Source organism: Arthrobacter sp. TJ-263, from assembly GCF_058269155.1.
Map to the genome: position 1 here is coordinate 1,506,667 of NZ_JBZCNE010000001.1, position 20,421 is coordinate 1,527,087.

The following is a 20,421-nucleotide window of genomic DNA, read 5'->3' on the forward strand; positions in this document are numbered from 1 at the left end:
GCTGCAGACCCTGACCTCGACGTCGGTCCTGGAACGCGTGGGCACCGCCCTGTCCGATCCGACGCGCGTGCGGATCCTCGTGGCCTTGCGGGATGCGCCGGCCTATCCCACCGAACTGGCCGGACTGCTCGGCGTCAGCCGCCAGAGCCTGTCCAACCACCTCTCCTGCCTGCGGGGGTGCGGCCTCGTGGTGTCGGTCCCCGAGGGGCGGCGCTCGCGTTACGAACTCGTGGACCCGAAGCTCGGGCATGCCCTCACGGACCTCCTCGGCATCGTCCTCGCCGTGGACCCCGCCCACCGCAGTCATCCCTGAACCAGGGCCGACCGGTCATGGGACGGGGCCCGGCGCAAGACACGCACCGGGCCCCGTCCGTCCTCCCCTTAGCCCATCAGTCGGGAGCGGATCAGGAACCTCTTGCCCTCCGGGGCCTCGACGGAGAAGCCGCTCCCCCGGCCCTGGACGACGTCGACCGTCAGGTGCGTGTGGCGCCAGTACTCGAACTGCTCCCGCGACATCCAGAACTCGATGAGCCGCGGCTCGCCCCCGGCGTCCGCACGAGGTCCCGCCGAGATGTCCAGGACGCCGAGCAGCACGTCCGCCTCCGCCGTGATGAACTCGCCCGCCGGATAGCACATCGGCGACGAGCCGTCGCAGCACCCGCCGGACTGGTGGAACATCAGCGGCCCGTGGATGAGCCACAGCTTGTCCAGCAGTTCGACGGCGGCGCCGGTCAGCGCCACCCGCGAGATGGTCTCCCCCGGGATCGTCACCGAAGCCTCGACGGTCACGGCGTCTCCTAGAAGAACCCGAGCTTGGACTCGGAGTAGCTGACCAGCAGGTTCTTGGTCTGCTGGTAGTGATCGAGCATCATGGCGTGGTTCTCGCGGCCGATGCCCGAGGACTTGTAGCCGCCGAACGCCGCTCCCGCGGGGTAGGCGTGGTAGTTGTTCACCCACACGCGCCCGGCCTGGATTTCGCGCCCTGCCCGGTATGCCACGTTCCCGTTCCGCGACCAGACGCCCGCACCGAGACCGTAGAGGGTGTCGTTGGCGATCTCCAGGGCCTCCGCGTAGTCGTCGAATCGCGTCACCGAGACCACGGGGCCGAAGATCTCCTCCTGGAACACCCGCATGCTGTTGGTGCCCTCGAACACGGTGGGCTTCACGTAGTAGCCCTCGGCGAGATCGCCGCCGAGGATGTTCCGTTCGCCGCCGGTGAGGACCTTGGCGCCCTCCTGCCGGCCGATGTCCATGTAGGACAGGATCTTCTCGAGCTGGTCGTTGGAGGCCTGTGCCCCGACCTGCGTGTCGGTGTCCAGCGGATTGCCCTGCACCATCTTCTCGACACGGGCGATCGCGTCCGCCATGAAGGAGTCGTAGATGGAACCCTGCACGAGTGCGCGGGAGGGGCAGGTGCAGACCTCACCCTGGTTCAGCGCGAAGAGTGCGAAGCCCTCGAGCGCCTTGTCGTAGAACGCGTCGTTGCTGTCGGCGACGTCCGAGAAGAAGATGTTCGGGCTCTTGCCGCCGAGCTCGAGCGTGACGGGGATCAGGTTCTGGCTTGCGTACTGGCTGATCAGTCGGCCCGTGGTCGTCTCGCCGGTGAAGGCGATCTTGCGGATGCGCTTGCTCGAGGCGAGCGGCTTGCCGGCCTCCACGCCGAAGCCGTTCACGACGTTGATGACACCAGCGGGCAGGATGTCGCTGATCAGTTCCATGAGGACGAGGATCGACGACGGCGTCTGCTCCGCGGGCTTGAGCACGACGGCGTTGCCTGCGGCGATCGCCGGGGCCAGCTTCCACGTCGCCATGAGGATCGGGAAGTTCCAGGGGATGATCTGCCCGACGACGCCGAGCGGCTCGCGATAGTGGTAGGCCGTCATGTCCTCGTCCAGCTGGGACAGGGCACCCTCCTGGGCCCGGATGGCGGCGGCGAAGTACCGGAAGTGGTCGATCGCGAGGGGGATGTCGGCGGCGAGGGTCTCCCGGACCGGCTTGCCGTTGTCCCAGGTATCGGCCACCGCGAGCATCTCGAGGTTCTCCTCCATGCGATCCGCGATGCGGTTCAGCACCAGCGCCCGGTCCGCGGCGGAGGTCTTGCCCCAGGACGGGGCGGCCTTGTGGGCTGCGTCCAGCGCCAGTTCGATGTCCTCGGCGGTGCCGCGCGCCACCTCGCAGAAAGCCTTGCCCGTCACCGGGGAGATGTTCTCGAAATACTGGCCCTTGATGGGGGAAACCCACTCACCACCGATCCAGTTCTCGTACCGCGGCTTGAAACTGACCTTCGATCCATCCTGGCCAGGCTGGGCGTAAACAGTCATCGTCGAACTCCTTGAATTCCTCGGGTGCAGGACGTCGTCGTCCCTGGAGCACACAGTAGGAGCGCGAAGGTTGCATCGACGTTGCACGAGCTCCGCGGGGCGGCGACGCTCCGTCGGATCACTGCTCCGTGCGTCAGCCCTCTCCGACTGCGGGCGCAGCCTCGTCCTTCGCCGGCCCGGCCGGTGCAGCAGGATCGACGCCGGCCGGGGTCGGAGCGGGGCCGGGCTCGGCGGGCGCGTTCGGGTCCTCGCACGACGGATCGGTTTCGGCGCCCTCGACCGGGGTCGCTTCCGCCACTGGTTCCGTCGTTCCGGCGGGCGTCTCCGGCGTCGACGGATCCGCCTCGCACGGTGCTTCCGGGGCCGGCGCCGGAGCAGGGGCTGGCGCCGGGGCAGGGGCCGGGGCAGGCTCCGGCGCTGGGGCAGGAGCAGGCGCCGGGGCTGGTGCTTCCGGGGCCGGGGCAGGCGCCGGGGCAGGGGCCGGGGCAGGGGCCGGGGCAGGAGCAGGCGCCGGGGCGGGCTCGTCGACCGGCTCCTCGGCAGGCTTCTCGGCCGTCTCCTCGGCCGGCTTCTCGGCGGGCTTGTCGGTCGTCTCCTCGACCGGCTTCTCCGCAGGCTTGTCAGCTGGCTTCTCAGCGGGCTTCTCAGCGGGCTTCTCGGCCGGCTTCTCCGCAGGCTTTTCGGCGGGCTCGTCGATCGGCTTCTCAGCAGGCTTCTCGGCGGGCTTGTCGGTCGTCTCCTCGGTCGGCTTCTCGGCGGGCTTGTCGGTCGTCTCCTCGGCCGGCTTTTCCGCAGGCTTTTCGGCGGGCTTGTCGATCGGCTTCTCGGCAGGCTTGTCGGCGGGCTTGTCGACCGGCTTCTCCGCAGGCTTGTCGACCGGCTTCTCGGCCGGCTTCTCCGCGGGCTTGTCGACCGGCTTCTCCGCAGGCTTCTCGGCGGGCTTCTCCGCGGGCTTGTCGACGGGCTTGTCGACCGGCTTCTCGGCCGGCTTGTCGGCAGGCTTGACCACGGGCGCGGGCCTGATGCCCGACGACCCTGACGGGAGGTCGGGACGCGGAGCGGGCGTGACGCGTCCCGTCGCGGAGCCACCGGATGCCCCAGGCGCATGGCCCGCATGGACTACGGCGTTGCCGCCCCACGGGGCCGCGACGAACGGATGATCACCGTGCACGGACTGGTCGGGCCGGGTGATGAACTGTGCCCACGCCGGGATGCTCGTCGCGGCACTGCCCTCGGGGTTGTAGTCCCTGAACATCCCGGCGCGCTTTCCGTGGTGCGTGGGGGCCATCCTCCATTCGACCGGATCCGCATGCTCGCCGTCGAGGATCGTCTCGAAGTGCAGATGGCAGCCGGTCGAGGATCCCGTGGACCCGACCTCGGCGATCGTGTCCCCGCCGTTGACGGCGTCCCCCTTCTGCACGGAGATGCCCTGCAGGTGGTTGTAGCTCGTGATCAGGCCGTTTCCGTGGTCGATCTCGACGCGGTTGCCGCCACCCCACGGGTGCCAGCCCACAGCTCGCACCGTGCCGGCGTCTGCCGCGTAGACCGGCGCGCCGCAGGGAGCCGCGTAGTCCTGACCGGTGTGGAACTCGCCGGCCTCGCCGGAGATGGGGCTGGTGCGGTGACCGAAGGAGGAACTGGGCACGAGAGCGTCGAGGGGCGCGAAGAGGGTGCCCGCCGTCGGTCGCCGCACGGCGGACGTCATCAGGACCTCGGGGACGGCAGGTTCAGCGCCGATGGCCGGCGGAACGCCGAGCGGTGACCGCCCGGGATCACGGGCAACCAGGGGATTGAAGGACTTGAGGGGGTCGAGCGCCTCAAGGGGCATCAGCAGCGACGGGCCCACGAGGCCCGTCGGCGACAGTGCGTCGTGCCCGGACCGGGCGAGCGTCGAAGCGGACGAAGGCCCGGAGGAGATCGTGGAGGCGGCCTCTTCCGACGGCGGCACGAATCCCTGGAAGCCGACGAAGCAGACCACGATCGCCACACTGGCATGCATGGTGGTGCGCGATGTTCGGGCGCTCCGGACCGGCCCGGCCGGGTGCCTTGCGGACTGCGTCATGCGTATCCCCCCTTGCCCGTCTGCTGCTTCAGTGCAGCCGCCGGGAAATGTTGTCCGGCGGAATCATCAGCCACCAGGCATAACGCTAACCCGGCCCCTGCCCGTACAACGACGGATTATTGCGATTGGCTAACAAACTTTAGGAGAAATTGAGGAGGACGTCGAGGGTGCCGTCAGCTCGGCGTCGAGCCATTCCACATGCGCCACCACCGCAGCCCGCCGTGGGGAGCGCGGCGGGAGGACGCGCAGGGCAAGCTGCCACGCCTCCGCGTCGTACTCCGCCTCCGCGAGGGCGAGGTACTGGAGCACGGTCTCCGGTGCGCCGTCGTTGAGCACTGCGTCCCGCAGGAGGACTGACACCTCGTTGCGCAGTCTCACGATCGCGGGGGCCTGAGACCGAGGAAGGACCGGCCCGCGGTAGATGCCGAGTGCCATGCGGTGCGCGCCGCGATGAAGGTAGCTCAGGACCTGCACCGCATCGACGACCAGCTGTCCCGGCAGCCGGTAGGGGCGGGACTGTGGCACCGTGGCGTCCCCGTACTGCGCCAGGACCTTCCGCAGCCGCAGGATCTCCGCCCGGACCGTCGTCCCGGACGCCTCCTCCGGGTAGGCCATGGTCGCCAGCTGGTCCGCGGTGAGTCCTTCCGGGTGCAGGGCGAGGATGGTCAGCAACTCGGCATGGCGGAGGCTCAACTCGAGCGAGGCGCCGCCGGTGTGGACCACCCCGTGGTCTATCCCCAAGATCTGCAGGCTGTTCCGGTAGAGCGCCGCCTGGCCACGCCCCTGCCGGCGTCGCTTCGTGCGCGGCAACCGGTCCTGCAGCCGGTGGATGCTCAGCTGCGCCTCGGCAGCCGCCACCGCGGCTTCGACGAGCGCCAGCGTGTGGGTGGCGACGGCATCGTCGGTGCCCGTGATGTCGACGACGCCGAGCACCGTCCTGGAGTCGGGATCGTGCACCGGCACCGCCGTGCAGCTCCACGGATGGGCCTTGCGACTGAAGTGCTCCGCCCCGGCGATCTGCACGCTGCGGTCGAGGGCGAGCGCCGTGCCGGGAGCGCTCGTCCCGACGGTCGATTCCGACCAGTCCGCTCCGGGGACGAAGAGCATGCCCTCCGCGCTGCGGCGAAGCTCGCGATCCCCGTCCACCCAGAGAAGCCGTCCGTTCTCGTCGCCGACGGCCACCAGCATCCCCGCTTCCAGGCTCGGCTGGACGAGCAGGCGGTGGATGACGGGCATGACGGCCGCCAGGGGATGGCCCTGGCGGTAGGACTCGAGCTCCTCCTCGGAGCAGAACAGGCGGGCCTCGGCAGCGGCGGGATCACGGAGGAAACCGAGGGACCTGCGCCAGGATTCGCGGACGACGCCGCGGAGGTCACCGTCTATTCCCGTGCCCTGCCCCAGCGTTTCGTGTGCTGCGAAGGCTCTTCGCTGCAGCGCATCGGAGGAGAGCTCGGCTTCGGCTAATGAACGGGACGGCGACATCGGCACTCCGCTTCGTGACCAGTCCCAGGGATGGCGTGGGACAGGTCACAGTGTAGCCGGACTACTCACCGCGGGAAATGGCCACCATGTCCTCGCGGGGCACGAGTTTCACGCGCTCCCGGACGAGCTCGGCGTTGCCCGAGGTGTTGACGAAGTTGGCGCCCAGCTTCATCTCGTGGGCGTCCAGTTTCAGCCACCCCTCCCAGGTGGTGTACCGGACGCCGCGCGCCTCGAGGAGTTCGATGATCGCGTCCTCGGAGCCGTCCTCGGCGGGCGGGAGATTCAGCCGGTCCTCGAGGAGGTAGCCGATGGTTTCGAGCGCGTCTCCCTTGGTGTGGCCGATCAGGCCCACGGGACCCCGCTTAACCCAGCCGGTGGCGTAGATGCCGGGCACGGGCGTGCCGTCCTCGTCGATGACGCGTCCGCCCTCGTTGGGGATGACGCCGCGCTTCTCGTCGAAGCCCACCTCGGGAAGTTCAGACCCGAAGTAGCCGATGGCACGGTAGACGGCCTGGACGGGGTAGTCGATGATCTCCCCGGTCCCGCGGACACTGCCGTCCCCGGTCAGTTCCGTGCGCTCGAACCGCATCCCCGCGACCCTGCCCGGGGTCTCGGGAGAATCGTGGACCTCGATCGGCGAGTGGAGGAAGTGCAAGTGGAGGCGGCGGGAGGCGCCGGTCGGCTCGTCCTCGACCAGCCAGTTGGTCAGCGTCTTCACCATGGTCTTCGTCTGGTTGTTCGATGCGATCTGCGCCTCCGAACCGGCGTCGAAGTCGAAGTCCTCGGGGTAGAGGACGATGTCGACGTCGCGGGAGTGCGAGAGCTCCCGCAGCTCCAGGGGCGTGAACTTCACCTGCGCGGGTCCGCGTCGGCCGAAGACGTGGACGTCGGTCACGGGCGAGGCCTTGAGCCCCTGGTAGACGTTGTCCGGGATCTCGGTGGAGAGGAGGTCGTCGGCGTGCTTGGACAGGATGCGGGCGACGTCGAGCGCCACGTTCCCGTTGCCGATCACGGCGATCTCGCGGGCCTCGAGCGGCCAGTCCCGGCTCACATCGGGATGCCCGTCGTACCAGGACACGAAGTCGGCACCGCCGAAGGAGCCCTCGAGCCCGATGCCGGGGATGTCCAGGTCCGCGTCCCTGATGGCCCCGGTCGCGAAGATGACGGCGTCGTAGAAGCGCCGGAAATCGGAGAGTGTGAGGTCCCGGCCGTAGTTCACGTTCCCGAGGAAACGGATGTCACCGCGGTCCAGCACCTTGTGGAGAGCATTGACGATGCCCTTGATGCGCGGGTGATCCGGGGCGACCCCGTAGCGGATCAGGCCATAGGGTGCCGGGTACTGGTCGAAGAGGTCGATGCTGACGGCGAAGTCGCCCCCCTGGACCTCGTTCGACTTCGTCAGGATGTCGGCAGCGTAGACGCCCGCCGGACCGGCGCCGATGATCGCGACCCGCAGCGGCCGTGCCGCAGCTGAGGTAGACACTGATTAGCCTTCTTCCCGGTGGAATGCTCCCGATGGTTACCGCGGTGCGAATAAGCGCACAGTTCCTTATTCTAAATGCCGCAGGGCTGCGCCGACGAAAACAGTGGCGCGCATCTCCCCCGGCATTCGTTCCCGGATGCGTACCGGATCGGCCGGGCAGGGGAATAAAGGCCTTGCGGGCCCCGTTCACGCCCTCGTGACTGCAACACGCGGGAAGACACCGAGGCCGGCACGGAGCGAGAACTCCACGGGAATCCTCTTCGGGATCGGCGCGTACGGGCTGTGGGGGCTGCTGCCGCTGTACTTCCTCGTCCTGGCGCCCGCCGGTCCCGTCGAGATCGTGGCCAACCGTGTGCTCTGGTCGCTGGTCTTCTGCGCCCTGCTCCTCACGGCGCTGCGCTCGTGGCGGCCTGTCCTGACGGCCCTGCGCACGCCGCGGATCGTGGGGACCCTGACCATCGCCGCACTGCTGATCGCGGTCAACTGGCTGGTCTACACCTATGGGGTCACCACCGGGCAGGCGATCGAGGCCTCCCTCGGGTACTTCATCAATCCCATCGTCTCGGTCCTGCTGGGCGTCGTGGTGCTGCGCGAGAAACTGCGTCCGCTGCAGTGGACGGCGATCGGCATGGGCATCCTCGCCGTGATCGTGCTGGCGATCGGGTACGGCGCGGTGCCGTGGATCGCCCTCACGCTGGCCTTCTCCTTCGGCCTCTACGGATTCGCGAAGAAGAAGGTGGGGTCCCGGGTGGACGCGATCTCCAGCCTCAGCATCGAGACGGCGGTCCTGGCGCCGATCGCCCTCGCCGTCATGCTGTGGCTCGGGTCGACGGGCGCCGCGACCCTGACCACCGAGGGCGCGGGGCACTTCTGGATCATGGCTGCCTCGGGTGTCATCACCGCCGTCCCCCTCATCTTCTTCGGCGCGGCAGCGCGCCGTCTGCCACTGACCACCATCGGACTGCTCCAGTACCTCGCGCCCGTGCTGCAGTTCCTGCTCGCGCTCCTCGTCCTGCACGAGGAGATGCCGTTCGAGCGGTGGATCGGCTTCAGCCTGGTGTGGGTGGGGCTCATCCTCCTCACCGTCGACATGCTCCGGACCGTGCGCCGCCAGCCGAGGTCCGCGCAGGTGCAGGAACCCGCCGCGACCGCCGTCTGACGCCGGACGCAGGACCGCGTCCCAGGGTCAGCGTTCCTCCATCCCCCAGGGCGATCCGTAGCCCAGCGGCGCGTCCGCGGCGAGCAGGTCCAGGAAGGGTCGCGCGTCGAACGCTTCCGGCCCGAGGACCCCCGAACCCCGCCAGGTCCCCGCGGCCAGCAGTTCGAGGGCTATCACCGGGTTGACGGCGGTCTGCCACACCACCGCCTGCGAGTTGTACTGCGCCATGGTCCACTCGTTGTCCACCACGTGGTAGAGGTACACCGAGCGCGGCGCCCCGTCCTTGCCCACGCCCGTGACGAGGAGCCCGGCGCAGGTCTTACCCTTCATCCGGTCGCCCAGCGTGGCCGGGTCCGGGAGCACCGCGGCGACGACGTCCCGGGGCGCCACGGCCACGCCTTTCACGGAGACCGGCTCGGTGGAGTCCAGGCCCAGTTTGTGCAGGGTCCGCAGGACCCCGATGAACTCCTCGCCGAGGCCGTACTTGAAGGTCACCTTCCTGGCGTCGGTCCAGCGGGGCATCAGGATCACCTCCTCGTGCTCCACGTTCACGCACTCCACGGGGCCGATCCCCTCCGGGAAGTGGAACACCTCCGGCGCGCTGAACGGTTCGGTCGTGTACCAGCCACGGTCCCGTTCGAAGACCACCGGCGGGTTCAGGCACTCCTCGATGGTGGTCCAGATGGAGAACGACGGCGCGAAGTCGTATCCCTCCACGGTCAGGTTGGCGCCGTCGCGGACCCCGAGTTCGTCGATGGAGGAGAACAGCTCGTCCTCGGCGTACCGGGCGAAGACGTCCGACAGCCCCGGTTCCACGCCGATCCCCACCAGCGCGAGCCGCCCCGCAGCCGACCAGCGCCCGGCCGCCTCGAACTGCTCGTCGCCGAGCATGACCCCCGTCTTCTCGTACGGCTGGTCGGGATGCCGTACGGAGAGGCTCATCGCCATGTCCAGGTAGGTGGCGCCGGCGTCGAAACAGCCGTTGAACACCGGCATCACGAAGCGCGGGTCCACGGCGTTCAGCACGTGGGTGATCCTGTGCGCGCGCACGACGGCAGCCACGGCGTCCGCGGACGAGGCGTCGACCTGTGCCGCGAGGAGCCGGGGGTCCCCCAACTCCTCGACGAGGCGCCGGGGTCGGGCGGGATCGTGGTCGGCGACCACCAGCAGGTCGAAGAAGGACCGGCGGACCGCGATCCGGGCGGCGGCGGAGCCGACTCCGCCGGCCCCGACGATGAGTATGCGCATCAGGACAGACCTCCGTCGATCGAACGCCTGCGGGTGTCCGGGGAGTCCGGCACCAGGACCGGGGTGTCCTCGTCGAGGCTCTCCCCGCGGAAGAAGGGAAGCGAGCCGGACCGGGCCCGCCAGAGCATCATGAGGACGAGTCCCAGCGCGAGTGAGCCGATGCCGGTCACGAAGGTCCCGCCGATGCCCAGCAGCACGCTGTAGCCGTAGTCGACGTCGGCCATGTCCATGGCGGACCTGACGAACGCGGCCGTCAGCATCAGCGCACCGAGCAGCGGCAACAGGAACCGGAAGATCACGTTGTGCCGTGAGGTGAACAGCTCGCGCCGGAAGTACCAGACGCAGGCGTAGCCGGTGATCGCGTAGTAGAAGGCGATGGCCAGGCCGAGCGAGAGGATGGAGTCGGCCAGGATGTTCTCGCTGATGATGGTCATGACCACGTAGTAGGCGATCGCGGAGATCCCCATCACCAGGGTCGAGAACGAGGGGGTCCTGAAGCGGGGGTGCACCGTGCCGAACCGGGCCGGCAGGGCGCGGTAGACGGCCATGGAGAGGGTGCCGCGGGCGGTGGGAAGGATGGTCGTCTGGGTCGAGGAGACCGCGGACACGAGGACCGCCACGACCAGCAGCCACGCCCACGGACCCAGCACGGCGTCCTTGAGCGCCAGGAACACGTCCTCGGAGTTGGCCTCGTTCCCGAGGCCGATCCCCTCCTCCCCCACACCGGCGTACATCATCGCCGCGACGCTGACACCCACGTAGGTGATGAGCAGCAGGACCGTGGAGATGAGGGCCGCGAGACCGGGGATGCGGCGCGGGTCCTTGGTCTCCTCGTTGAGGGCCAGGCATGCATCCCAGCCCCAGTAGATGAACAGGGCCAGGAGGATGGACTCGGTGAAGCCTTCGACGCTCTCGAAGGCGAAGGGGTTGAACCACTCGAGGGACACGGGTGTGGCGTTCTCCGCGGTCCCGCGTCCCACCGAGACGAGAGCCACGACCACGAAGAGGGCCAGCGCCAGGTACTGGATGCCGAGCAGCACGTTCTGCAGCCTGGCCCCGATCTCGACCCCTCGGTAGCTCACGAACGTCATGAGGGCGATGAAGACGACACCCGTGATCGTCACCAGCAGCGGGTTCCCGGCCAGGGATCCGTCCCCCACGAGCAGCCAGAGATAGAGGCCGCTGATCTGTGCGAGATTGGCCAGGACGACGATGCCGGCGACGGCGACGCCCCAGCCGGCCATCCAGCCCAGCCAGGGACCGAACGCCTTGGTGGCCCAGGTGAAGGAGGTCCCGCAGTCGGGGACGGCCTGGTTCAGCTCCCGATAGGCGAAGGCGACGAACAGCATCGGGATGAACGCGAGGATGAATGCGATCGGCGTCTGGGCGCCGACGGCGAGGACCACGAAGCCGAGGGTGGCCACCAGGGAGTACACGGGTGCCGTCGACGCCAGGCCGATGACCACGGACGCCCAGAGCCCCAGCGTCCCGGCCGCCAGGCCCTTGCCGGGCCGCACCGCTCCCCCGCCGGGGTCCCTCGTGGGGGACGGGATCGAATTCATGAGGGCCTCGTCTCTGGAAGAAACCGACGCCACGCGTCGTGGCTGACGTCACTATACCGACCAGTCGGTTTTCTGAGAAGGGTCCTAGACTGCGGATCATGGCCACGCCTCCGACGACCGCCCAGCGCCTGATCGACGCCTACGAGGACATCCTCCTCACGGACGGGGAACGGGCCGCGACCCTCGATGCGATCGCCCTGAGGGCGGGGGTGTCCAAGGGCGGCCTCACCTACCACTTCCGGTCGAAGGACGAACTGGCGGCCGCGCTGTTCGACCGCCTCCGCCTCCTCGTGGCCGAGGACGTGGCGATCATGCGCGCGGACCCGGCGACGGCGGCCACCTACTACGTCACGAGTTCGCTCGACGTCCGCAGTCCCCTGGAGCGGTGCAACGTGGCGGTGACACGGCTGGCGCAGGGTTCACACCCGGAGGCGAACGAACTGCTGGCGCAGTGCCGGACGCTGTGGTTCGAGGTCCTGATGGAGGCCATGGGACACGAGGACATGGTGCACCTCGTGATGCTGCTGGGCGACGGCATCTACTTCAACGCGTCCCTCACCGGCACGGGCGCGCTGCCCGCGGAGACCGACCCCGCGACGATCGACCGCATCATCGCGCTGGTGAGGACCATCCGGTACTGAGCCGGCCGGCCGGACCACGCACAGCGTGTCAGGCGGGCGGTCCGTCCCCTCGACCGAGATACGCCGCGTTGAAGCGCGTCAGGAGAGCCGCGAGGTCGACGACGTCGGTCCTACTCCATCCCGCGAGCTGCCGCCGGAAGCTCCGACGCCGGTCGGCGCGTGCTTCGTCGATGCGCCGGAGGCCCTCGGGCGTCAGGTGGACCGGGTGGGACCGCTCGTCATCGCGGGTCGCACCACGCTCCACCAGCCCGAGCCGCTGCAGCGCAGCGACGTGCCCGCTCACCGCCGACGCGCTCATGCCGAGCGTCACCGCGAGGTCGCTCACCCGGCAGGAACCGGCCAGGCGCACGGCGCACAGCAGGCTGTAGGCCGCGGGTTCCATCGCCGGGTCGATCCCGCGGGCGAGCGCCCAGCAGACCCGCTGCTCGCTGCGGCACATCGAGGCGGCCGTGTCCTCGACGGCGTCGAGCGCGGCATGGCGTCCGTCCTCGCACGGATCGGCGGGGACCGGGCCGGCACCCGCGCGGTCGTGGAGTCCTTCCATCGCCGCATCGTAGGCCGGAGGGAACCCGTTCCGCCCCTGAATCCGCAGCATTACGTGTCATGACGTCGCAGGCGGGACGACGGCGGGGATCGGCGCGGCGTGGATCGGCGCGGCGGGGATCGGCGCGGCGTGGATCAGCGCGGCGCGCGCGCCCAGTCCCGTGGCACCACGACCATGGGCACCGGCAGGGCACGCAGCATCTGGTTGGCGGTGGTGCCGAGGAAGATCTGCCGGCGCTGGGCGAGACGGCTCGATCCGACGATCACGAGCTCTCCGGGATCCCACTCGATCTCGTCGATGGCCTGCTCGATCGTCCGGCCGTGGGCGACGGCGATCGAGGCCTCGTGGCCTGCTGGCAACTGCTCGACGGCGCGCGCCAGCACCGAGTGGGCATGCTGGTGGGCCTTGTTGATGGCCTCGCCGGAGTCGGACGCCTCGTGGACGTCCAGGGCGACGAGCGAGATCAGCCGCAGCGGGAGGCCTCGCCGTGCCGCGGACTCGACGGCGACCTCGAGCACGCCGTCCGCCCCGGCGCGGGTGCCGACCGCGCTCGTCATCCGGGTGAAGGCGGACCGGTGCCGGTAGCCGCGGGGGGCGAGCGCCACCGGGACGGTGGAGCTGTGGAGCACGGCATTCGCGACGCTGCCGACGGTGAAGCGCCGCAGGAGGCCGTTGCTGGACGCCCCGACGACGATCAGTCCGGCGTCGACGTCGGCCGCGACCTCGAGGAGCCCCTGCGCGAACGAGTCGGCGAGACGCACGTGCGTGGCGACCTCGACGCCGTCGGGCACGCCGGCGGCCGCGTGGTCGAGGGCGTCCTGCGCGCGTTGGCCGCCGGGTGCCATGCTGCCGTCCTGGGGCCAGTCGAGGACGGTGACCAGGTCGATGGCCGCCCCCTGTGTGAGGGCGAGCGACGTGGCCAGTTCGAGGGCGTCCTGCCCGCGGTCATTCCCGGTATAGCCAACGACGTAGCGCACGGCGGTTCCTCTTCCTCGATCGGGGCGAAGGCAGTGCGGCCTTCGGGAGCGCCGCGGAGTCGGTCCACTCTAGCGCAGCGCCCCCGTCCGTCCCGCTACGGCCTCGGAGCCGATCCCCGGACGATCACCTCCTGGCGGAAGAACGCCGGGTTGATCCGCCACCAGATGAGCATGAGCACGGCACCGAGCAGGATCACGCCGATTCCGAGGATGAACACCATGCCGACCCCGAACAGTTCGGACCCGGAGCCGTAGGCAGGATCCATGGAGTCGTTGGCGGTCTTGAAGAACATGACCAGCAGGATGACCCCGCCGAGCAGCGGCGCGAGGAAGCGGAACAGCACGTTCCTGGCGCTGCTGAAAGCCTGGGCCCGGAAGTACCAGACGCAGGCGAGGGCGGTGATGCCGTAGTAGAAGCAGATCATCATGCCGAGCGCCGTGATGGTGTCCCAGAGTGCGTTCTCGGAGACCAGCCGCGTGAACACGTAGAAGCCGGCGGCGGCGATCGCTGCGGCGATCGTGGCGTAGCTCGGCGACTTGTGCTGCGGGCTGATGCGGCCGTACCCCTTCGGCAGGGCCTTGTAGTGGCCCATGGCGAGCAGGGTGCGGGCCGGGGAGACGAACGTGGACTGGAGTGATGCGGCCGAGGAGCTGAGGACGGCGATCGACATCAGGATGGCGAACGGACCCATCACGGGACCGGCCAGCGCAGCGAAGATGCTCTCCTGGTTGTCCGGGTTGCCCGCTCCGAGTTCACCCTCCCCGACGCCCGCGAAGGAGAGGGTCGCGAGGGCGACGGTGAGGTAGATGACCACGATGACGACGACGGTGAGGGCGCCGGCGCGGCCCGGGGTCTTCTCCGGGTTCCTGGTCTCCTCGTTCATCGTGAGCGTCACGTCCCAGCCCCAGTAGATGAAGATGGACAGCGAGACGCCCGCGGCGAAGGCGGAGAACGAGCCGACGGCGAACGGGTTGAACCACTCCGCGCTGATCGGCGTGGCGTCGAAGGCGGTGCCGTTGGCGACGTGGACGAACGCCGCGATCGCGAACCAGGCGAGGACGACGACCTGGAAGGTCACCAGCACGTACTGGACCGCCTTGGTGGTCTCCATCCCGCGGTAGGAGACGTAGCAGGCGAGCGCGATGAAGACGAGCGTCGTCGCGATGTTCACCGGCAGGTTGAGCGTGAGGTCGGCGATGCCCGGGTTGTCGAGGACCTGCGCGAGCATCAGGTAGAAGAAGTCGACGGCGACCGCGGCCAGGTTGGAGAGCACGATCACGGTGGCGGCGATGAGTCCCCACCCGCCCATCCAGCCGACCCACGGCCCGAACGCACGGGTGGCCCACGTGAAGGTGGTGCCGGAGTCGGGCATGGCGCTGTTGAGCTCCCGGTAGCCGAGGGCCACGAGCAGCATGGGGATGAAGCCGACCAGGAAGATGGCCGGCAGGTTGACCCCGACCTCGGCGACCGTGGGCCCGAGGGCCGCGGTCAGCGTGTACGCGGGGGCCACGCAGGACACCCCGATGACGACGGCGCCCAGCAGTCCGACGGTTCCGTCGTCAAGGCCCTTCCTGCTGAGCCCTGTTCCTTCCCGTGTTGTCTCCTCGATACTCATGCGTCCGCCTCTGTGGTGTGGGAACCCGGGCCGGTGGTGGTGCCGGGTGTTGAGTACGTACGCGGGACGACGACCATGGGGATGGTCAGCGTACGCAGGATCTTGTTCGCCGTGGAGCCGAGGAAGATGCGCATGTGCTGCGCGAGGCGGCTGGACCCGACGAGCAGCACCTCTCCCTCGTCCCAGGCCAGGGCCTCGATGGCCTCCTCGATGGAGGAGCCGTGCGCCGTCTCGACGCTCACCCGCCCGCCGGCGGCGAGGGCGGACGCGGCCTCCGCGAGCCGGCGGTTCGCCGCGTCCTCCATGCCCTCCGGGTCCGAGTGCCCTGCATCGAGTGCGACGAGGGATACGAGGCGCAGCGGGAGGCCGCGGCGCTGCGCCGAGGCCACCGCGACCGAGACGACGTCGTCCGCTCCCGCCCTGTTGCCGACCGCGCAGGTCATGCGGGTGACGGGATCGGTGCGGCGGTAGGACTTGGGCGCCAGGGCCACCGGGACGGGTGAGGCGTGGAGGAGGCTCCGGGCCACGTTGCCGATGCTGAACCGGTTGGCGAGGCCGCGGGAGCTGGCCCCGATCACGATCAGGGACGCCTCGTTGTCCTCCGCCGCCCGGATGAGGCCCTCGGCGTTGGATTCCGCCCGCACGATCACGCCGCGCGCCGGGACGTCGTCCGGCACGAGCGCGAGGCCCTGGTCCATCCACTCCTGCAGCTGGTCGGTCAGGAGGCTCTCGAAGCCCTTGCCCCGCTGGTGGATCCCCGCGTAGGGGGAATGCTGGGGGGTGACGAGCACGAGGTCGAGGCTCGCGCCCTGGCGGCGCGCGAGGGCGACGGCGAGGCAGACGGCGTCGTGCCCGCGCTCATCGGCGGTGTATCCCACGATGTAGCGCATGGTCATGCCCCCCGACCGGTCGCGGCGGCCTGCACGCCGGTGGACAGGACGCGATGGAGTTCGGCCGCGGTGTGCCGGCCCATCCGGACGGCGCCGTCGACGTGCTGGTAGCCCTCGGCCGCGATGTCGGAGCAGGACCAGTGGATGGGGCCCACGGGCGTGCGCTGGTCCCGGCCGTACCGGTGCAGCCCGCCGAGGTCGTAGCTCGAGGCGTACGCGCCGCGCGTCCACTCCTCCGCCGCCCAGTCCGACTCGTAGTACACCTCCGGCTCGAGCGCCTTCGGGCCGAGGAAGTTCGCGATCGCGGAGAGGATGCGCTCGCGGCGCTCGTGCGGAGGCAGCTCGAACATGGCGTCGGCCTTCTCGTCGGAGACGAAGCCCACGAGGGTACCGCGGGGGTCCTCGAAGTTCGTGTTGTCGTAGACCTCCTGGACGATCGACCCCGCACTGAAACCCGTCCCCGAGAGCCCCTCCTCGCGCCAGAACGGGGTGCTGTAGACGGCGTGCACCTTGATCACCAGGCCGAGCGACTGGTGCTGGTGCATCTGGTGCTGGCGGCGCGGCAGCGGCGGGTCGTAACTGATGCGCGAGTAGAGATTGGGAGGGACGGCGACGACGGCGTACCGCGCCCGCACCGTCGTCGTGTCCGAGACCACCGTGACACCCTCGGTGGTGTCGGGGCCCTCCATGCCGCTCCAGCGGAGCGTGCGCACGGGGCTCGAGAGGATGACGTCCTCCCCCAGCTCGGCCGCCATGCGCTCCGACACGGACTGCATGCCGCCGACCACGCGCTTGTCGAGGATGAAGTCCTCGTCCACCAGGTTCGAGAAGGACCCGGCGGTCGCCGCCATGAGGATCGCCTGCAGGGTGGAGAACGAGTGCGCCGGCTTCGTCAGCATGCCACCCGCGATGAAGAGGCCGATGTTGTCACAGGCCTCCTCGTCGTCGGACTGCTGCCGGAGCCAGTGGTGGAAGGAGATGGTGTCGAGGGCGCGGGCGTCCGGGTGGTTCCACGGCGCCTCGGGCCCGGCCTCGTCGACGAGCCGGTCGAGGATCACGATGAGGCGCTCCATCTCCTCGCGCGTGTAGTCGCTGACGGGGAACATCTCCCCGCTGTAGCGGATCGGTTCCCCGTCCGGGCCGATGTACACGGAGTCGCCCTCCCGGTACCGGGAGAAGGTCTTCAGGCCCAGCTCGTGGAGGAGGTCGATGAGCGCGGTCTGGTCCGGCGACACCCACTGCCCCCCGACCTCGAGGACGGCGCCGTCGATGACGTCCGTGTGGGTGCGTCCGCCGACGCGGTCCCGCGCCTCGAGCACGGCGACCGAGTGCCCGGCTCTCCTCAGCTCGCGTGCGGCGGTGAGGCCCGAGGGTCCTGCTCCGATGATGACGACGTCGCGGTCGATGGTGTTCACGTGATCCTCCTGGTGCTGCATGGCGCAGGCCACAAAATGAATGGTATTCATTATTGGGCCCACTATAGCTACATGGCCACCCGGAGGGAAGGGTCCGCCCGTAGGGTTGATGCCATCGGAACAGGGAGCAGGATCGATGACCTCAGCACTACCGACCCCCCGACGCGCCGGGCGGCCGCCCCGCAGCGTCCTGTCCAGGGACCGCATCACGGCGGCGGCGCTCGACCTCATCGCCGCGGAGGGCTACGAAGGCCTGACGATGTCAGCCCTGGCGCGCCGGCTCCGGGTGGCGCCCTCCGCCCTCTACAACCACGCCGCGTCGAAGCAGGAGGTGCTCCGCTGGGTCCAGGACCACGTCATGACCATGGTGGACTTCGGCGCGTTCGCCCTGGAGCCCTGGGATGAGGCGGTACGGCAGTGGGCCTGGTCCTACCGCGAGGTCTTCGCGCGGCATGCCCCTCTGGTCCCGGTGATCGCCGTCCTGCCGGTGACCGATGCCGCGGAGACGCTGCGCATGTACGAGGAGGTGGCTCGCGGCTTCGCTGCGGCGGGCTGGCCCGAGGACCGCATCGTGCCCGCGATCGTGGCCCTCGAGTCCTTCATCTACGGCTCGGCGCTCGACGTCGCCGCGCCCGGCGACATCTTCGACTCCGGCACGCTCGCGGAGGAGTTCCCGGTGTTCACGTCCGCGGTGCGCAGCGCCTCGGAGGCGGCGGGAGCCGGACGGGCCGCGGATGCCGCCTTCCGGGCCGGGCTCGACGCCATGATCGCGGGTCTCCGCCAGCAGCTGGCCGCCCATTCCTCCTGACCCTCCCGTCCCGCGAGGGGCCGCCGGATCGGACCGACACCCCGGCCACTTCCTCGGGACACGGATTGCTAGGGAGGTTAGCTTTACGGATCCCCCGCGGGCTGTTACGGTACGTGACAGGTCAAGCAACGGCCGAGCCACCCACAGATCCTCAGAGGTTTCCCATGTCCGTTGCACCCCTCCCCCCGAGCCCCGATTCCCTGCCGGCCGCGCGCGCCGCTCACGGCCCCTCGTCCGATGCCGACGTCGTCGATCGCGCGGCCCGGGAGGCGCCCGACGCCGAGACCCCGGAGGTCCCCCGCGACCTCTCGTCGGTCTCCACCCGGGAGTTGCGCATCCTGTGCAACGAGCTCTACCGGGCGCTCGATGCCGATTTCCCGCCCTATGGCGTGCTGGACGACTACGAGGCGGTCGTCGAGGCGATCACCGACCGCGAGTCCCGTGCCAGCGAGCGCGCGGAGACCGAGCAGCTCCGCGAGAAGTTCCGCGACAATCCGGCGGCCTCGCGCTTCGAGCTGTTCCATGACGGCGTCATGGTCGGCTACGTGAAGTACGATCTGCGGGCCGGCCGCCTGCGCCTGCTGCAGACCGTCGTGGGATCCGACCATGACCGGTCCGGCCTCGAGGCCGTCCTGGTCCGCAAGGCGCTCCTGAACGCCCACCGGCGCCGCCTCGCGCCCGTCCCCTACTGCGAGCATGCCCAGGCCTTCCTGACCGAGAACCCCCACTTCCAGGCCCTCATCCCGGTCGGCTGACCTCCCCGGACCACGACGAAGGCCCTGCAGCACGGACTGCTGCAGGGCCTTCGTCGTGTGTCGGGGGTCAGCCGGCGCTGACCGTGCGGATGGCGGTCTCGAGGACGTCGAGGCCGTCCTCGAGGAGCTCGTCGGTGATGACGAGCGGCGGCAGCAGGCGGACCACGTTGCCGTAGGTGCCGCAGGTGAGGATGATGACGCCCTCACGAAGACACTGGGCGGCGATCGCCTTCGTGGCTTCGGCATTGGGTGTCCTGCCGCCCGGTTCCACGAACTCGATGGCCAGCATGGCGCCGCGTCCTCGGAGTTCCCCGATGATGCTCCGCTCGCCGAGCTCGGTCTGCAGGGCGGCGATGCGCTCGGAGACCCTGGCCTCGATGCTGCGGGCGCGACCGGCGAGGTCGTGCTCCTTCATGGTGCCGATCGCGGCCAGTGCCGCCGCGCAGGCGACCGGGTTGCCGCCGTAGGTGCCGCCGAGCCCGCCGGCGTGCACGGCGTCGAGCAGGTCCGCGCGCCCCGTGATGGCCGAGAGCGGCATGCCGCCGGCGATGCCCTTGGCCATCGTGACGATGTCGGGCACCACGCCCTCGTGGTTCACGGCGAACCATTCGCCGGTGCGGCAGAACCCGGACTGCACCTCGTCGGCGATGAACACCACGCCGTTGGCCTCGGCCCACTCCGCGAGCGCGGGGAGGAAGCCCTCGGCGGGCACGATGAAGCCACCCTCACCCTGCACGGGTTCGATGATGATCGCGGCGACGGACTGCGCGCCGATCTGCTTCTCGATCATGGTGATGGCGCGCTGCGCCGCCTCGGGGCCCGTGATGGACGGGTTCTCCTCGCGGAACGGGTAGCTCATGGGGACGCGGTAGATCTCGGGCGCGAAGGGGCCGAAGTTCGCCTTGTACGGCATGGACTTGGCCGTCAGGGCCATCGTCAGGTTGGTGCGCCCGTGGTAGGCGTGGTCGAACGCGACGACGGCGTCGCGACCGGTGGCCAGCCGCGCCACCTTGACCGCGTTCTCGACCGCTTCGGCGCCGGAGTTGAACAGGACCGTCCGCTTCTCGAAATCGCCCGGCGTCAGCTCGGCGAGCTGCTCCGCGACGGCGATGTAGCCCTCGTAGGGCGTCACCATGAAGCACGTGTGCGTGAAGTGCCCCACCTGCTCCCTGACCGCGGCGACCACCGCGGGGTCCGACGCGCCGACGCTCGTCACGGCGATGCCGGAGCCGAGGTCGATGAAGGAGTTGCCGTCGACGTCCTGGATGATCCCGCCGTCGGCGTCCGCCGCGTACACGGGTACGCCCGAGGCGACGCCCTTGGCGACGACGGCGGAGCGGCGCGCGGCCAGCTCGGTGGATTTCGGGCCCGGGAAGTCGCCGTTGATGCGGCGCTTCTGCTCGAGCCGGAAGGTCGGCGCGACGGCGCCGGGGGTGGTTGCGATGGTCATCAGGGGGT

General features: G+C 69.7%; 18 protein-coding genes. 5 read left to right on the top strand and 13 right to left on the bottom strand.

Annotated elements, in window-relative coordinates; all coding sequences use genetic code 11:
- Position 1 precedes the first annotated feature (1 nt).
- Positions 2-313 carry an ArsR/SmtB family transcription factor gene (locus tag AC4D2F_RS07170; protein ID WP_490910530.1) on the top strand — a complete coding sequence of 104 codons (312 nt, stop codon included), beginning with the start codon at positions 2-4 and terminating at the stop codon, positions 311-313.
- A 68-nt stretch (positions 314-381) separates the two neighbouring features.
- On the opposite strand, the gene AC4D2F_RS07175 is transcribed toward AC4D2F_RS07170, so the two are convergent.
- From AC4D2F_RS07175 to AC4D2F_RS07195, 5 genes are all read right to left on the bottom strand, one after another.
- Positions 382-789, bottom strand: coding sequence for a DUF779 domain-containing protein (locus AC4D2F_RS07175; RefSeq protein ID WP_104166533.1), 408 nt, complete (start codon positions 787-789; stop codon positions 382-384).
- Between the two features lie 8 nt (positions 790-797).
- Positions 798-2,321, bottom strand: coding sequence for an acetaldehyde dehydrogenase ExaC (exaC, locus tag AC4D2F_RS07180; protein WP_104166535.1), 1,524 nt, complete (start codon positions 2,319-2,321; stop codon positions 798-800).
- A gap of 133 nt (positions 2,322-2,454) precedes the next feature.
- Positions 2,455-4,383 carry a M23 family metallopeptidase gene (locus AC4D2F_RS07185; RefSeq protein ID WP_490909980.1) on the bottom strand — a complete coding sequence of 643 codons (1,929 nt, stop codon included), beginning with the start codon at positions 4,381-4,383 and terminating at the stop codon, positions 2,455-2,457.
- Positions 4,384-4,512: 129 nt separating this feature from the next.
- The gene (locus AC4D2F_RS07190) at positions 4,513-5,865 is read right to left on the bottom strand and encodes a GAF domain-containing protein (protein WP_104168142.1); all 1,353 of its coding nucleotides are present in this window, start codon (positions 5,863-5,865) and stop codon (positions 4,513-4,515) included.
- A 61-nt stretch (positions 5,866-5,926) separates the two neighbouring features.
- Entirely contained in the window at positions 5,927-7,348 is a 1,422-nt protein-coding gene (locus AC4D2F_RS07195; protein WP_490909981.1) for an FAD-dependent oxidoreductase, read from the bottom strand.
- Between the two features lie 196 nt (positions 7,349-7,544).
- Here AC4D2F_RS07195 and rarD point away from each other — a divergent pair, with 196 nt between their 5' ends.
- Complete coding sequence (gene rarD / locus AC4D2F_RS07200) at positions 7,545-8,507, top strand: EamA family transporter RarD (RefSeq protein WP_490909982.1); 963 nt, start codon at positions 7,545-7,547, stop codon at positions 8,505-8,507.
- 27 nt (positions 8,508-8,534) lie between these two features.
- On the opposite strand, the gene AC4D2F_RS07205 is transcribed toward rarD, so the two are convergent.
- A complete protein-coding gene (locus AC4D2F_RS07205; protein ID WP_490909983.1) occupies positions 8,535-9,755 on the bottom strand; it encodes a saccharopine dehydrogenase family protein in 1,221 nt (406 codons plus the stop codon).
- A complete protein-coding gene (locus AC4D2F_RS07210) occupies positions 9,755-11,317 on the bottom strand; it encodes an APC family permease (RefSeq protein WP_490909984.1) in 1,563 nt (520 codons plus the stop codon). Before AC4D2F_RS07210 ends, AC4D2F_RS07205 begins: the two co-directional genes overlap by 1 nt.
- Positions 11,318-11,415: 98 nt before the next feature.
- On the opposite strand from AC4D2F_RS07210, the gene AC4D2F_RS07215 reads away from it, so the two are divergent.
- Positions 11,416-11,958: a TetR/AcrR family transcriptional regulator gene (locus AC4D2F_RS07215; RefSeq protein WP_104168138.1), complete on the top strand. Its 543-nt coding sequence runs from the start codon at positions 11,416-11,418 to the stop codon at positions 11,956-11,958.
- Positions 11,959-11,986: 28 nt separating this feature from the next.
- On the opposite strand, the gene AC4D2F_RS07220 is transcribed toward AC4D2F_RS07215, so the two are convergent.
- The 5 genes from AC4D2F_RS07220 to AC4D2F_RS07240 form a co-directional block, all read right to left on the bottom strand.
- On the bottom strand, positions 11,987-12,502 hold the full coding sequence (locus tag AC4D2F_RS07220; protein WP_490909985.1) for a MarR family winged helix-turn-helix transcriptional regulator: 516 nt from the start codon (positions 12,500-12,502) through the stop codon (positions 11,987-11,989).
- Positions 12,503-12,636: 134 nt separating this feature from the next.
- Positions 12,637-13,479: a universal stress protein gene (locus AC4D2F_RS07225; protein ID WP_104168136.1), complete on the bottom strand. Its 843-nt coding sequence runs from the start codon at positions 13,477-13,479 to the stop codon at positions 12,637-12,639.
- Positions 13,480-13,574: 95 nt separating this feature from the next.
- On the bottom strand, positions 13,575-15,095 hold the full coding sequence (locus tag AC4D2F_RS07230) for an APC family permease (protein ID WP_490909986.1): 1,521 nt from the start codon (positions 15,093-15,095) through the stop codon (positions 13,575-13,577).
- On the bottom strand, positions 15,092-15,991 hold the full coding sequence (locus AC4D2F_RS07235) for a universal stress protein (protein ID WP_306738608.1): 900 nt from the start codon (positions 15,989-15,991) through the stop codon (positions 15,092-15,094). The genes AC4D2F_RS07230 and AC4D2F_RS07235 overlap by 4 nt, the downstream gene beginning before the upstream one ends.
- Entirely contained in the window at positions 15,988-17,421 is a 1,434-nt protein-coding gene (locus tag AC4D2F_RS07240; protein WP_490909987.1) for a flavin monoamine oxidase family protein, read from the bottom strand. The genes AC4D2F_RS07235 and AC4D2F_RS07240 overlap by 4 nt, the downstream gene beginning before the upstream one ends.
- A 115-nt stretch (positions 17,422-17,536) precedes the next feature.
- Between AC4D2F_RS07240 and AC4D2F_RS07245 the strand changes: the two genes are divergently transcribed.
- Positions 17,537-18,208: a TetR/AcrR family transcriptional regulator gene (locus AC4D2F_RS07245; RefSeq protein WP_258069906.1), complete on the top strand. Its 672-nt coding sequence runs from the start codon at positions 17,537-17,539 to the stop codon at positions 18,206-18,208.
- Between the two features lie 164 nt (positions 18,209-18,372).
- Positions 18,373-18,963: a GNAT family N-acetyltransferase gene (locus AC4D2F_RS07250; RefSeq protein ID WP_490909988.1), complete on the top strand. Its 591-nt coding sequence runs from the start codon at positions 18,373-18,375 to the stop codon at positions 18,961-18,963.
- A 67-nt stretch (positions 18,964-19,030) separates the two neighbouring features.
- Here AC4D2F_RS07250 and gabT read toward each other — a convergent pair whose 3' ends face one another.
- Positions 19,031-20,413 (bottom strand): 4-aminobutyrate--2-oxoglutarate transaminase, encoded by a 1,383-nt coding sequence (gene gabT / locus AC4D2F_RS07255; RefSeq protein ID WP_490909989.1) that lies wholly within the window; start codon positions 20,411-20,413, stop codon positions 19,031-19,033.
- Between the last annotated feature and the right edge of the window lie 8 nt (positions 20,414-20,421).

Bases quoted from the DNA above. Each gene is read 5' to 3' on its own strand.
- exaC (WP_104166535.1), bottom strand. From the start codon at position 2,321: ATGACTGTTTACGCCCAGCCTGGCCAGGATGGATCGAAGGTCAGTTTC.
- AC4D2F_RS07185 (WP_490909980.1), bottom strand. From the start codon at position 4,383: ATGACGCAGTCCGCAAGGCACCCGGCCGGGCCGGTCCGGAGCGCCCGA.
- AC4D2F_RS07190 (WP_104168142.1), bottom strand. From the start codon at position 5,865: ATGTCGCCGTCCCGTTCATTAGCCGAAGCCGAGCTCTCCTCCGATGCG.
- AC4D2F_RS07205 (WP_490909983.1), bottom strand. From the start codon at position 9,755: ATGCGCATACTCATCGTCGGGGCCGGCGGAGTCGGCTCCGCCGCCGCC.
- AC4D2F_RS07210 (WP_490909984.1), bottom strand. From the start codon at position 11,317: ATGAATTCGATCCCGTCCCCCACGAGGGACCCCGGCGGGGGAGCGGTG.
- AC4D2F_RS07215 (WP_104168138.1), top strand. From the start codon at position 11,416: ATGGCCACGCCTCCGACGACCGCCCAGCGCCTGATCGACGCCTACGAG.
- AC4D2F_RS07220 (WP_490909985.1), bottom strand. From the start codon at position 12,502: ATGGAAGGACTCCACGACCGCGCGGGTGCCGGCCCGGTCCCCGCCGAT.
- AC4D2F_RS07230 (WP_490909986.1), bottom strand. From the start codon at position 15,095: ATGAGTATCGAGGAGACAACACGGGAAGGAACAGGGCTCAGCAGGAAG.
- AC4D2F_RS07235 (WP_306738608.1), bottom strand. From the start codon at position 15,991: ATGACCATGCGCTACATCGTGGGATACACCGCCGATGAGCGCGGGCAC.
- AC4D2F_RS07240 (WP_490909987.1), bottom strand. From the start codon at position 17,421: ATGCAGCACCAGGAGGATCACGTGAACACCATCGACCGCGACGTCGTC.
- AC4D2F_RS07245 (WP_258069906.1), top strand. From the start codon at position 17,537: ATGACCTCAGCACTACCGACCCCCCGACGCGCCGGGCGGCCGCCCCGC.
- AC4D2F_RS07250 (WP_490909988.1), top strand. From the start codon at position 18,373: ATGTCCGTTGCACCCCTCCCCCCGAGCCCCGATTCCCTGCCGGCCGCG.
- gabT (WP_490909989.1), bottom strand. From the start codon at position 20,413: ATGACCATCGCAACCACCCCCGGCGCCGTCGCGCCGACCTTCCGGCTC.